Origin of the sequence: Paratissierella segnis, from assembly GCF_014385195.1 — a bacterium.
Classification (GTDB): Bacteria; Bacillota; Clostridia; order Tissierellales; family Tissierellaceae; genus Paratissierella; species Paratissierella segnis.
Window position 1 is genome coordinate 47,832 of record NZ_JACRTG010000001.1, and the last position, 14,727, is coordinate 62,558.

Here is a 14,727-nt window from a genome sequence, read left to right on the forward strand (position 1 = left end):
ATTCAATGAGTAAGAAGAAAGAAAAAGTAATTTTAGAAATAGCAAAAACAAAGGAAAAAATATCTGTTTTACAGAGTAAGCTCCGAGAATTGGAGCGAAAGAAAACAGAACTAGAAAATACGGAGATTGTAGAACTTGTTCGCAGTACCAAAATGAATACCACTGAACTATCTGAATTTTTAAAGGCGTATCGAGAAAAAAACGATGCGTCTTTTTTTATTCACAAACAGGAGGAAATAAACCATGAAGAAAATTAACATTCGTATCTTTGCTACTTTATTTGCAGTATTTCTTTGCTTATTAGCATTTCCAATAACAGCTTTTGCAGGTGGTGGTGAAGAAATTCCACTCATTCCTGAAGAAGGTGAAATGCCAAAAACTGACTCTGCTCCTCTCACTCCCGATGGCAATTTAACCCTTGTAGATGATATTTCAGAGGAAGAAGCCGAGGATAAGCAATTCGTGACCCTTGTTTCCAAGAACGGAAACTACTTCTACTTAATAATCGACCGGGCTGGAGACAAAGAAAATGTCTACTTCCTAAATCTTGTAGATGAGGCTGACTTGCTTGCACTTATTGAGGGAGAAACTCCAGAACAGCCCCAAGTATCACAAGTATGCAATTGTACTGACCTTTGTGAAGATGGCAAGGTAGACCAGAATTGTCCTCTTTGCAGAAATGACCTTACTAAGTGTACAGGAAAGACCACAACTCATACTCCTGAACCTGAAACTACTGAAGAAAAAGGTAATACTGCAGGAAGTACATTACTTATCTTACTGATTGTAGGTATAGCAGGTGGTGGATTTTACTATTTCAAGGTTCTAAAAAATAAGGAAAACACCAAGGGCAATACATTACTTGAAGAATATGATTTTGAAGATGATGAGGACTACGACGATGAATATGAATACGAAAATGAAGATGAGGATGAAGAAGATGAAAGTGAGGATATTTGATGACCTATTTTACAGACAGTGTTTATGAAAAAATGATGGTACAAAAACCTATATACGGGCGGGAGAAAACATCTCCTGCCCCTGATAATAAAAGACGTAAAAAAAGAGATGGTTCTATAAATAAAAAAGAGACTACACCTACACATAAAGAAAGGAAGAAAAAATAATGAAACTCGTTATAGCAGAAAAACCATCTGTGGCACAAAGTATTGCCACTGTAATTGGGGCTACAAATAGAAAAGATGGATATATGGAAGGCAAATACTATCTTGTGTCATGGTGTGTGGGTCATTTGGTGGAACTTGCATCTGCCGATTGCTATGATGAAAAATATGCTAAATGGCAGTATGAAGATTTGCCTATCCTACCCTCTAATTGGAAATATGTCATCTCAAAGGGCAAAGAAAAGCAGATGAAAATCATTGGAGGATTGATGAAACGCAGTGATGTTACGGAGATTATTGCAGCTACAGATGCAGGCCGTGAAGGAGAACTCATCTTCCGATTGGTATATGAAAAGTTCTCTTGTAAAAAGCCCATTAAAAGGCTTTGGATTTCATCAATGGAGGAAAGTGCCATTGATGAGGGTTTTAAAAATCTTCGTAATGGATCAGATTATGAATTACTTTATCAATCTGCACTCTGCCGAGCCAAAGCAGACTGGATTGTAGGCATTAATGCCACCAGATTGTTTTCCCTTCTCTATGGGCAGACCTTAAATGTAGGTAGAGTCATGTCTCCTACCCTTGCCATGATGGTAGAGCGTGAAGAAAACATAGCCAACTTTAAAGTAACGCCTTTCTATATCGTACAGCTTGATTTAGGCAATCTTACTCTATCAGGAGAAAGACTTCAAGAAAAAGAGGAGGCAGAAACTTTACGCAATGCCTGTGACGGGCAGAACATAACCATTGAATCGGTGGAAAGCAAAGAAAAGTCAGAAAAGCCGCCTAAACTCTATGACCTAACTACTTTGCAAAGGGAGACAAACAGACAGCTGGGCTTTACCGCAGAGCAGACCTTAGAATATGTTCAAAGTCTTTATGAAAAGAAATTAGTAACCTATCCTCGAACAGACAGCTGTTATGTTACTGAGGATATGAAAGACAGTATCCCTGCTTTGGTAAAAATGACAGCAGGATTTTTTATGCCTGAAGATGTACAACTATCTATCAATACAGGACAAATAATTGATAATAGCAAGGTAAGTGACCATCATGGGATTATTACTACTTTGGGTGTAGAAAACTATGATATTCACTCCCTTCCCTTCGGCGAAAGAGAAGTCTTACTCCGTATCGCCCTACGTTTAGTTTGTGCAGTTGGAGACAACTGTCGCTATGCAGAAACCCTTATAACTGCAAAATATAGTGGTGCAATATTTACAGCAAAGGGAAAAACCATACTTGAGGATGGTTGGAAGTCAGTTCAGAAAATATATCTTGATACTAAAAAGGAACAACATCAAGAAGAAAAATATACTACCCTGCCACCTATTACCCAAGGTGAAGTATTTACTGCAAAGGCTACAATTAAGGAAGGAAAGACCAGTCCACCAAAGCATTTTACCGATGATACCCTACTTTCTGCTATGGAAAATTCAAACAATGCAGTAGATGATACAGAGCGTAAAGGCATTGGTACTCCAGCCACCCGTGCAGGAATTTTAGAAAAACTCATTAAAACAGGATTAGCAGAGCGTAAGGGGCAGAAAAAGACAAAGCACTTTATTCCTACTCATAAGGGAATTGCTTTGATTACAGTTTTACCGGAAGTCATAAAATCAGCACAACTTACCGCTGAATGGGAGGAACAGCTAAAGCAAATTGAACATGGAACACTCTCTCCAATGACCTTTTTAGATGGTATATCCCATATGACAAAAGACCTTGTATCCACTTATAAGATAATTGATGGTGCAAATACTCTTTTTCCTTCAAAATCCAAAGAAGAATCTATTGGCAAATGTCCTCGCTGTGGTAGTCATGTAAAAGAAAACAAGAAAGGATTTTGCTGTGAAAACAGAGCCTGTGGTTTTGCTCTATGGAAAGAAAATAAGTTTTTTACTGCAAAGAAAAAGAAATTAACCAAGAACATAGCAAGAGAACTTTTGAAAAATGGGAAAGTAGAATTAAAAGGCTGTTACTCTGAAAAAACAGGTAAGACCTATGATGCTATTATCATTCTCAATGATACAGGTGGTAAGTATGTGAATTTTAAAATGGAGTTTCCTGCAAAGAAAGGATGGTAAAAACATGAATATTAAAAATTTGATTAAGACACTCTTAGATATTGAAGTAAATACAGAGGATATATTAAAGTTACGTGAAAACCCCAAGGAATATATCGCAAAAGAAGAGGATGCTGAAAAGCTAAAGGATTTGTTCTTACTCATGGATTTAGCAGAGGACCAGGAGGTGGATAAAGATGGCAACTACTGATGAACTTCGCTATATTCAAGCCTTTTCAAGAATTATCGGTGTTAAAGAGGATGACGCTATAGAATATGCCCAGAGAAAGGGATTAAATGCCTTGGTGGACAATGCCACACAGCTCCTTGCTACTCCAGTTCAACGGGAAAAACATCAAGCCTTTCTCGATTTATATAGAATGAGCCGTGGTATAAATACTCGAAACCCTGTAATTAATTCACCTGAAAGTGCATCTGGCTTTTTTCATTCGGTGATGGATAATATTTATGATAAGGAAGCATTTGTCGTAGCATTTCTCAACACCAAAAATCGTGTTATTGACCATGAAGTTGTGTCCGTTGGGACGATTAATAGCTCACTGGTACACCCAAGGGAAGTATTTAGAAATGCCATCATTAACAAAGCAAATTCCGTGATTCTTTGCCATAACCATCCATCTGGAGATTTAACTCCAAGTACAGAGGATATTAACATTACCAGACGCTTAGAGGAGACTGGAAAACTATTAGGGATTAAAGTTTTAGATCACTTAATTATTAATGGCATTAATCATAAAGAGCTATATTCCTTTAAGGCAAAGGGAGTACTGGAAACAGTAGAAACTTATGATATTAACGCATCACAATCAATAAAAGAAGGGGAAAATGGTTTTACTGGGACAGAAAAGGAACAAGAATCTGATTTTATGATACCAATACAAGAACATACCTATCCTTTGCCTGATCCTGACATAAGCATTAAAGACCGCAATTCTTACGGATATTTAGATGATGAGATGCTACCACTATCAAGAGAACGTGTCGCAGAATTATTTGAACAAGATTTGTCAGTATACCTGCTTTATGAAGATGATACTGAGGCAATGGCACTTGATTATGAGGATATAGATAAGCACAGTGGAATATTTGGGATTCAGCGTACAGACTGGATAGCCTTACAGGATTATGAGACCATGAAAGACCAAGAAAAATCTTCTGTATCGGAACTTGAACAGAGATTTTTAGAAACTTCAGCTGACTCCTTTGCAATTTATCAGATTAAAAGTGGAGAGGAACTCCGGGATTATCGATTTGAAGGATTAGAACGATTGCAAAATACTGGACTCTCTGTAGACCATGATAATTATGAGATTATCTATACCGCACCCCTACCCAATTATAACGGAGATCAAAATCATACTCTTAATAAGTTATATGAACAGTTTAATATAAACCATCCTACTAATTTTAAGGGACACTCCCTTTCCGTCAGCGACATCATTGCACTAAAAGTAAATGATAGGTTATCCTTTCATTACGTTGACAGCTTTGGTTTTGCTGAACAACCCTACTTTCTACCTGAAATAAACTATTTAGAAACTGCTGAAAAATCAGTAGAACAAAATTATAACCAACTGGACGGTATTATCAATAATAAGCCTACTGTAGCAGCGTTGGTGCAAACTGTAAAAGCAGAAAGAAAGGACAGGAAATCTTCTGTAGTGGAACAGCTTAAAACAAAGCCATTCATAGAAAAAGATAAGCAGAAAAGAATACCTCAAATAGGTACAGAAAAGGAGCGATGATTAATGAGTAAATTTACCGTGGAAGAAAGGAATTTAATATGTATCTACAGTGCAGGCACAAGAATGGATTTGCTTTCGGAACTTGCAGAAATGAAAACTCATTTGGGAAAAGATGAAACTGAACTTTTGGAACTTACACAATCAGTTATAGATAAGATAACTGCTATGAATGATGGAGAGTTTGACAGTATTACAGCAGAAATGATTGCTGATTTTGGGGGATAGTTAGAAATAACTTATTGATTTTGAAATATGATACTTGTATAATTTGACATATAGTCACACTAATACAATAAGGGAGGTAATATAGGATGCTTAAGTATCCAATTTCTGTCTTTTTAGACACTAATATTTTTGTTGCTACAAAATATGATTTTAGCGAAAAAGGTATTTTTAATATCCTTGAGAAGTTTATAGCTACTGGTAAAATTAATCTATATATTAGCAGCGTAGTAAAAGGAGAGATACTAAATCGTATTAAGGGTGAAATATCGAAAATAGATAACAAATTTAAAGAAGCAAGAAACTTTTCATTTAAAACAATTTCAATTAATTATTTAGAACAGTGGAGTTTCTCTTATTTATTTTCTAAGCCTGACAAAAAGCAAATGCTTACAGAAATAATTATGGATTTTGAAACATTTTTAAAAAATACAAATACGACTATATTAGATTGTTCTGACATTGATTGTAATCAAATTATAGAAGATTATTTTGAAGGAAATCCGCCGTTTGCTAATAGTGATAATAAAAGATTCGAGTTTCCCGATGCAATAATGATATCCAAGCTTAAATCTATTTTCAATGAGGAAAATTCGGTTTTTGTTGTTAGTGATGACAATAAATTTAGAGAGGCACTGAAAGGACATAAGGGTATAGAAACATATGATTCATTAAAAGAAATCTTTAACTTGATTAACAAAGAACAGGAAATAGCATACGGAATAATAGTGGATTTGATTTCAGATGATATGCGAAGCATACTATGCCAATCCATTTATTCAGCTTTAGATAAGAAGGATATAGATGTTGACGGAACTGATTGTGATCGAAAAGGAATATGTCATGGATACTATTATGATGATGTTTATATTGATTCCATTAAAGATGTTGATTACAAGTTTATTTCAATTAATGAAATTTCTGCTGATACAGTTAGTGTAATTGTCGAGGCAAAAGCATTTATTTCTGCAATTTGCTCATACGTTGATGAGGATAACTCTATTTGGGATTCCGAAGAAAAAGAGTATATATTCCTTGAACGTATTAATGTTTATGAGGAGCATACTCCTGAATTTGAATGTGAATTTATTTTTAAAAATGAAATTGATGAGCATAAGGCTGAATTAGATATTATATCAATAAATTTTGATTTGCAGTTGAATAAAGATACAAGATATAAGAGAGAAATCATTCCATCAAGCAATCCAGAAGAAGATGCTTATGCAGATAAAATGGATGCTTTGGAGGAATATTATAACCATTAGTCAATGATAAATAAAACAACCATGTCTCTTTGAAGACGTGGTTGTTTTATTTTGGATAAAAGGGAGGACGAATATGGTAAATAAAGCACAAGTTTTTACACAGTTGGCAGAGAAAACCGCCAAACGTCTTACAAGCAGTCTTGAAGATTGGACTGGTTTTCTTAATACTGTGGGAAGGCTTTACAGATACAACTACCATGAACAGCTCATGATTTATGCACAAAGACCTGATGCTACGGCTTGTGCTGAATATGACCTGTGGAACAACAAAATGAACAGATATGTCCGCCGTGGCTCAAAGGGAATTGCATTATTTGACCCCACTGGCGACACTCTAAAATTAAGGTATGTTTTTGATGTCTCCGATACAGGAGGCAGAGAAAATTCTCGTTATCCTTATCTTTGGAATATGCAGGAACATCATAAAGAACAGATTTTAGAAATGCTAAAGAATAAATTTGATGCAGAGGATAATAATCTTCCCAATGCCTTTTATAACATTGCAAGGAATATGTCTAAGGAGTATTATGATAATCACAAAGAGGATATAAATTATCTCATAGAAAACAGCTTTTTAGAGGAATATGATGAGGACAATATCCGAAAGGCTTTTGAAGATGCCGCTACCGTTAGCACAGCATATACTTTGATGAAACGATGCGGATTAGATTCTGATGGATACTTTGAGCATGAAGATTTTCTACCCATATTTGACTTTAATATTGCTGATACCGTTGCACTACTAGGTACAGCGGTTAGTGAACAATCAGAGCAGATATTTAGAGAAATAGCAGTTACTATTATTAAAACAGAACGTGAAAGGAGCCAGAAATATGAACGAAATCACTTATATCAAGAACGGGGATTATCTGATACCCAACATCGGGTTGACAGAGCAGACGGACAACAAGGAACAGAGTCCACTAGGCAAATACGGCAGAATGAGAAAGAAATATCTTCAGGAACATCGAACACCCTTATTCAATTCCCTGCTGTTGAGGGAGAAACTATTTCTCCATCTATTGGAGATAGACAAAACATCCAACAGGAGATTAACACAGATAATGGAGGACTTACAGAAAGTTCAGCCAGCACCAGACAAGATGAAAAATCAGATGGAATGGGTGGGTTACATGAACAACTTGAAAGCACAGGCAGAGGAAATCATACTGACGGAGCTTATATACAGTTAACTCTGTTTCCAACGGAAGAAGAACAGATACAAAGAATAACGGGGAAAGAAAGGATTAACAAACCTTTTACTTACCCCGTTTTTTCTATGCCACAAAATCAAATTGACTCTATTTTAAGAACAGGAAGTAATAGTAATAATAGCTTATTAAGAATCATTTCATTCTACCAAAAGGACAAATCATTAGAAGAAAAAGCAGACTTTTTACAAAGTGAATGCCAAGGTGGCAAAGGACTATATATAGATGGACAAAAGATATCTATATGGTTTCATACTGATGGTATCCATATTTCTAAAGGAGAAACTGCTCTTTACTCTCCTTCCAAGGAAGTTATTAGTTGGATAGATGTTGCAGAAAGAATTGAGGAACTTCTAAAGGATGGACAATTTGTAACACAGGATATATTAGATAAGGCAGGAGCCTATGAAAGACAAGAGCTTGCACAAACATTTTGGTATTTACATCAGGATTTTTCCGATAAGATAAAAGGACAATTTTTTAATGAGGAAATATTTAAAGGTGGCTTTCCTGATTCCACCAATCATATAGCACAGCTATTAGGTGACTCCAATGACAGAGAAATGATTATTAAATCATTACAAGAGTTTACCTCTACTTATGAACAAGACCATACAATTCTGCGTTTTCACTTTCATAAACCACAAAGGCTACTCTCTGATTTGATGGATTTAGATTTACCAAGACGAGAGTTTTCCTCTACCCTTACTAATATTGATGATTTTACCATGTTCATTACACAGGACGAGGTTGATAAGGAACTTACAAGTGGAAGTGGTGTTCAAGATGGAAAATATCGTATTTATGACTTTTTTACACAATCCCATAGCCCTAAAGAAAAAGCAGATTTTTTAAAGCAGGAATATGGTACAGGAGGCAGAAGTCATGCCCTTTCTGGGGCGGACAATAGCAATCAAATGCACGATGCAAAAGGCATTGTGTATAGTCGTAGGGAAAATGATGATAAGTTACTTCTAAATTGGAGTAAAGTTGCTAAACGAATTGACTACCTTATTTCCATTGACCGCTATATGACTTCTGAAGAAAAAAAAATGTTTGAAGAACTACAGCGTGAAAAGGCTGGAATTATAGAAAGACCACCTGTATCTGATACAAGAGAGACTATAGAAGAACCTATTGCTCCCACTCCTATCCCTATAGAAAATTCAGAGGAAGGAGTAAAACAAGAAGAAACAACCCAAGAAATGACACAGGAGATTATAGAAGAAACTATTCCTATTCCTTATAGCAAAGGCGATACCGTATATTTAGAAAACGGTACGCCTTTTTTAGTTGAGGAAATAACAGATTATCATGTAACATTGCGTGACCCATCTTTGCTATATCCCATCTTAAGATCAGAAAGTAGGGAAAGCTTTTTAAGGTTTTTAGAACTTTATCCTCAATCAGAAATGTCTCAAGAAAAAGCTGAAAACTTTCGCATTACTGATGAACATTTAGGTGAAAGAAATAAACGTGAGAAATTTTTACAAAATATAGCAGCCATTACTACTTTGCAAATCATAGAAAAAGAAGGTCGCTCTGCTACAAAAGAGGAACAAGAAATCCTATCCCACTATGTTGGCTGGGGAGGTTTATCCGAAGTCTTTGATAAGGATAATAGTAGTTTTATTAGTGAATATTCACAATTAAAATCCCTGTTATCTGAAGATGAGTACAGCACGGCAAGAGCGTCTACCCTCAATGCCCACTACACAAGTCCTACAGTTATTAAAGCCATTTATGATGCAGTAGAAAATATGGGATTTACCACAGGAAATATCTTAGAGCCTGCCTGTGGAATTGGACATTTTTTTGGTATGCTCCCTGATAGTATGCAAAACTCCAATCTATATGGTATTGAACTAGATGGCCTTACTGGTAGAATTGCAAAACAGCTTTATCCTAATGCCAACATTTCTATTACAGGATTTGAAAAGACAGAACTACCTGATAGTTTTTTTGACCTTGCTATTGGTAATGTACCCTTTGGAAACTATAAAATAAATGAAAAGCGTTATGATAGCAACAATTTTCTCATTCATGACCACTTCTTTGCAAAGGCACTGGACAAAGTTCGTCCAGGAGGTGTAGTTGCCTTTATTACCTCAAAGGGAACAATGGATAAACAAAATCCTGATGTTCGCCGATATCTTGCACAGAGAGCTGAATTACTTGGCGCAATCAGACTTCCTAACAATGCCTTTAAAAATGCAGGAACTGAGGTTACAAGCGATATTATATTCTTACAAAAGCGTGATAGCCCCCTTGATGTGGATAGGGATTGGATACATCTTGATACCAATGAAGATGGAATTACACTAAACAGCTATTTTGCCGACAATCCTGAAATGATTTTAGGAACAATGGAAATGAAAAGTGGTCCCTTTGGTATGGAAAGCACTTGTACACCCCTTCCTAATGCTGACCTTTCAGAACAATTAAAATCTGCTGTTCTAAATATTGAAGGTAGCATATCAGAAATAGATTTACCTGATATAGAATTAAGTAATGATGTTTCTATTCCCGCTGACCCTACAGTAAAAAACTTCTCCTATACCCTCGTAGACGGTGAGGTATATTACCGTGAAAATTCCCGTATGGTAAAGCCAAATACCAATGAAACTGCAAAAGAAAGAATTAAAGGAATGATAGAACTTAGGGAGTGTGTAGATAAGCTTATTTACTATCAACTGGAGGATTACAGTGAGGAAACTATTAAGGAAGAACAGGAAACTTTAAATCAACTTTATGATAGTTTTACTGCCAAATATGGACTCATTAATAGTCGTGGCAACAGCCTTGCCTTTAGTGACGATAACTCCTATTATCTCCTCTGCTCCCTTGAAGATGTAGACGAAAACGGCAATCTAAAAGCTAAGGCAGATATGTTTACCAAGCGTACCATTAAAAAGCGTATGACAGTTCATTCCGTAGATACTGCAAGTGAGGCATTGGCACTTTCCATAGCTGAAAAAGCAAAGGTAGATATGGAGTATATGGCAAAGCTTACAGGAATTACTAAGGAAGAGCTTGCTGATGATTTAGGAGGTGTTATCTTCCCCCTTTCTTCTACTCTTGATGATGATAGCCCTATAAATTATGTTACGGCAGATGAATACCTTTCAGGTAATGTAAGAGAAAAACTTCATACTGCAAAGCTGGCAGCACAATCCTCAGATATGTTTAGACCTAATGTGGAGGCTTTAGAGGCTGCACAGCCAAAAGACCTTGATGCCTCTGAAATTGATGTCCGTCTTGGTGCTACTTGGATTGATAAGGAATATATTCAGCAGTTTATGTATGAGTTATTCGATACTCCCTATCGACTTCAAGGAGAGGTAGAAGTAAAGTATGCTCCTTTTACTGCTGAATGGAATATTAGCAATAAAAATGCTGTTGGCTATAATAATGTGGCAGCATATGTTACTTATGGAACAGATCGAGCCAATGCTTATAAAATTTTGGAGGACAGTTTAAACCTTCGTGATGTTCGTATTTATGACACTATAACTGATGCTGATGGCAAGGAAAAACGTGTACTAAATAAGGATGCTACTACCTTGGCACAACAAAAGCAACAAGCTATTAAGGATGAATTTCGAGATTGGATTTGGAGAGATGCAGATAGACGGCAGACCTTAGTTAAAAAATATAATGAAAAATTTAACTCTATCCGTCCCCGTGAATACGATGGAAAGCATATTAATTTTGTAGGCATGAATCCTGAAATCACATTAAGACCCCATCAGGTAGATGCTATTGCCCATATTCTTTATGGAGATAATGTTCTTCTTGCCCACGAAGTAGGTGCAGGAAAAACCTTTGAAATGGTAGCTGCTGCTATGGAAAGCAAAAGGTTAGGACTTTGTCAAAAACCACTCTTTGCCGTGCCAAATCACCTTACAGAGCAATGGGCAAGTGAATTTCTAAGGCTATATCCTGCCGCCAATATTTTGGTGGCCACAAAGAAGGACTTTCAAACGAAAAACCGTAAGAAATTCTGTGCCAGAATAGCTACAGGTGATTATGATGCAGTTATTATAGGACATAGTCAATTTGAGAGAATCCCTATGTCCCTTGAAAGGCAGGAACGCCTTCTTCGTGAACAGATTGATGAAATATTAGAAGGAATTGAAGAAGTTAAAGCAAGTGGCGGTGAACGGTTTACTGTCAAACAGTTAGAAAGAACAAAGAAAGGCTTAGAGCAAAGACTAGAAAAATTACAATCACAGGAACGTAAAGATGACGTTGTAACCTTTGAACAACTGGGAGTTGATAGACTTTATGTAGATGAGGCACATAATTATAAAAACCTATTTTTATATACCAAAATGCGTAATGTAGCAGGACTATCCACCACTGATGCCAAAAAATCCAGCGATATGTTTATGAAATGTCGTTATATGGATGAACTAACTGGTGGTAAGGGGATTGTATTTGCCACGGGTACCCCTGTCTCAAATTCCATGACTGAGCTTTATACTATGATGAGGTATCTCCAATACAATACATTGCAAAGAAATGGACTTGTTCATTTTGATTCTTGGGCAAGTACATTTGGAGAAACTGCAACTGCCATTGAACTTGCACCTGAAGGAACAGGGTATCGGGCAAGGACGAGGTTTTCTAAATTCTTTAATCTACCTGAGCTTATGGCAATGTTCAAAGAGGTAGCAGATATTAAAACAGCAGACCAGTTAAACCTACCTACCCCAAAAGCAAACTATCATACCATTGCAGTAAAACCTACAGAAATACAGGAGGAAATGGTAAAAGATTTATCTGACAGAGCCGCCCGAATACAGGCAAATCAGGTTGATCCTTCTATTGATAATATGCTAAAAATCACGTCAGATGGACGGAAATTAGGGCTTGACCAACGTATTATTAATCCACTTCTTCCTGATGATGAAAATAGTAAGGTAAATGCCTGTATAAATAATATCTACAGCATTTGGGATAAGGGTTCATCAGAAAGACTGACACAGCTTGTTTTCTGCGATATTTCTACCCCTAAAGGAAGAACATCACAGGTGCAAAGAGTGGCAGAGGCAGGAAATAAAACCATTAATGGTACAGAGCTATATGCTTTGGAGGACAGCTTAGACCAAGGGGAAGATACCTATACAGCAACCTTTAATGTCTATGATGATATACGTGATAAACTGATTAAAAAAGGCGTACCTGCCAATGAAGTAGCCTTTATCCATGAGGCAAATACGGAAGTCAGGAAGAAAGAACTATTTGCAAAGGTGCGTAGTGGTGATGTCCGTGTACTTATTGGTAGTACCCAAAAATGCGGGGCAGGAACGAATATTCAGGACCGTCTTGTAGCACTTCACGATTTAGATTGTCCATGGCGACCAGGGGACTTAACCCAGCGTGCAGGTAGAATTGAAAGACAGGGTAATATGAATGATGAAGTAGATATTTTTAGATATGTAACAGAGGCAACCTTCGATGCTTATTTGTGGCAAACCGTAGAGAACAAGCAGAAATTCATTTCACAGATTATGACCTCAAAAAGTCCTGTTCGCTCTTGTGAAGATGTGGATGAAGTAGCTTTATCCTATGCGGAAATCAAGGCTCTTTGTGCCGGCAATCCAAAAATCAAGGAAAAGATGGATTTGGATATTGATGTGGCAAAACTAAAGCTTTTAAAGGCAAACCATCAGAGTAATCAGTACCGTTTGGAAGATAATCTACTAAAATATTTTCCCGAAAAGATTGAGAAGAATAAAGGATATATAAAAGGATTTGAACAGGACTTAAAGACTCTTTCCGAAAATATGCCTGCTGAAGGTGAATTTTTACCAATGGTGATTAAAGGCAATACCTTTATAGATAAGGATAAAGCTGGAGTTGCTATACTTGAAACTTGTAAGGAAGTAAAAGGCAAAAACACAATGGAAATTGGTAGTTATCGAGGTTTTACCATGAACCTATCTTATGATGGGTTCTATAATGAATTTCATCTTAACCTAAAAGGAGCAATGAGCCATATAGCAAAACTAGGGACAGATGCCAGAGGAAATCTTACCCGTATAGATAATGCCCTTGCTAATATGCAGAGTAGGTTAAAAGTAGTTACGGATCAGTTAGATAATCTCTATAAACAGCAGGAAGCAGCAAAATCAGAGATTGGTAAGCCATTCCCCCAAGAGCAGGAACTAAAGGATAAAATTTCTCGACTTACTGTCCTTGATGCCGAACTAAACATGGGTGTAGGTGTTTCTGTACCACAGGAACAGTCTGATAGAGAGATTTCAAAAGAAGAACGCCACTCAGTATTAGATAGCCTAAAGCAGCCCTCACAGGCAAGTAGAGAGATAAAAGAAAAGCAAGGTAAATACCTGGAGGTGAGATAATGGCAAATCGAAAAAGAAATGTTCAACTACACTTTATGGTAACGGAGCGAGAACGCAGTCTAATAGATGAAAAGATGGCTCAAATTGGGACGAAAAACATGGGTGCCTATCTTCGTAAAATGGCTATAGATGGCTATGTTATCCATCTTGATTTATCTGATATTAGAGAACTTGTGACACTTCTTCGCCGTACCAGTAATAGTTTAAATCAGCTTACTAAAAGAGTTCACCAGACAGGCAATATTTACGGTGAGGATATAGATTCACTCCGGGAAAGTTATGATAGACTATGGGATACAGCAGACGAAATATTATCTCGTCTTTATACTATTTAAAATTTGTATCATAGACAATATTTATTTTCTCTTGTATTCTTTTCCTATACAATGTACCAATTGAAAGGGAGGATGTATTATGCGGATACTACTTAAAATATTATTATTCCCAATTACTCTGATACTGACTGTCATCCTGCTCATCTGTGAGTTTATATGCATGTTTGGAACAATGTTACTCTCTATCTTAGCACTGCTCCTGTTCGCCTTAGCGCTAGGTACTATGATTTTCTTAGGTGAAGTGCAAGATGGATTTAAAATAGTGTTACTTTCATATCTAATCAGCCCCTATGGAATACCTCTATTAGCATCTTGGTTAATAGGAAAAATTGGGCAGATGAATGAACGGATTAAAGCTATTTAATTA

The 14,727-nt window shown here is 36.5% G+C and carries 11 protein-coding genes; all 11 read left to right on the top strand.

What is annotated here, in order from left to right:
- The first annotated feature begins 5 nt into the window (after positions 1-5).
- The 11 genes from H8707_RS00225 to H8707_RS00280 all read left to right on the top strand — a co-directional run bounded on the left by H8707_RS00225 (position 6) and on the right by H8707_RS00280 (position 14,724).
- Complete coding sequence (locus H8707_RS00225) at positions 6-257, top strand: DUF4315 family protein (protein ID WP_262428131.1); 252 nt, start codon at positions 6-8, stop codon at positions 255-257.
- Complete coding sequence (locus H8707_RS00230) at positions 244-960, top strand: DUF4366 domain-containing protein (protein WP_262428132.1); 717 nt, start codon at positions 244-246, stop codon at positions 958-960. Before H8707_RS00225 ends, H8707_RS00230 begins: the two co-directional genes overlap by 14 nt.
- Positions 960-1,127, top strand: coding sequence for a hypothetical protein (locus H8707_RS00235; RefSeq protein ID WP_262428133.1), 168 nt, complete (start codon positions 960-962; stop codon positions 1,125-1,127). Before H8707_RS00230 ends, H8707_RS00235 begins: the two co-directional genes overlap by 1 nt.
- Positions 1,127-3,211 (top strand): type IA DNA topoisomerase, encoded by a 2,085-nt coding sequence (locus H8707_RS00240; protein ID WP_262428134.1) that lies wholly within the window; start codon positions 1,127-1,129, stop codon positions 3,209-3,211. Before H8707_RS00235 ends, H8707_RS00240 begins: the two co-directional genes overlap by 1 nt.
- 4 nt (positions 3,212-3,215) lie before the next feature.
- The gene (locus H8707_RS00245) at positions 3,216-3,401 is read left to right on the top strand and encodes a hypothetical protein (protein ID WP_262428135.1); all 186 of its coding nucleotides are present in this window, start codon (positions 3,216-3,218) and stop codon (positions 3,399-3,401) included.
- Positions 3,388-4,956: a RadC family protein gene (radC, locus tag H8707_RS00250; protein ID WP_262428136.1), complete on the top strand. Its 1,569-nt coding sequence runs from the start codon at positions 3,388-3,390 to the stop codon at positions 4,954-4,956. Before H8707_RS00245 ends, radC begins: the two co-directional genes overlap by 14 nt.
- Before the next feature lie 3 nt (positions 4,957-4,959).
- On the top strand, positions 4,960-5,181 hold the full coding sequence (locus H8707_RS00255; protein ID WP_262428137.1) for a transposon-transfer assisting family protein: 222 nt from the start codon (positions 4,960-4,962) through the stop codon (positions 5,179-5,181).
- A gap of 86 nt (positions 5,182-5,267) precedes the next feature.
- Positions 5,268-6,443, top strand: coding sequence for a PIN domain-containing protein (locus H8707_RS00260; protein WP_262428138.1), 1,176 nt, complete (start codon positions 5,268-5,270; stop codon positions 6,441-6,443).
- Positions 6,444-6,516: 73 nt separating this feature from the next.
- Complete coding sequence (locus H8707_RS15190) at positions 6,517-14,025, top strand: SNF2-related protein (protein WP_449406481.1); 7,509 nt, start codon at positions 6,517-6,519, stop codon at positions 14,023-14,025.
- Positions 14,025-14,360, top strand: coding sequence for a plasmid mobilization protein (locus H8707_RS00275; protein WP_262428140.1), 336 nt, complete (start codon positions 14,025-14,027; stop codon positions 14,358-14,360). The genes H8707_RS15190 and H8707_RS00275 overlap by 1 nt, the downstream gene beginning before the upstream one ends.
- 79 nt (positions 14,361-14,439) lie before the next feature.
- Positions 14,440-14,724 carry a CD1845 family protein gene (locus H8707_RS00280; protein ID WP_262428141.1) on the top strand — a complete coding sequence of 95 codons (285 nt, stop codon included), beginning with the start codon at positions 14,440-14,442 and terminating at the stop codon, positions 14,722-14,724.
- Positions 14,725-14,727 lie beyond the last annotated feature (3 nt).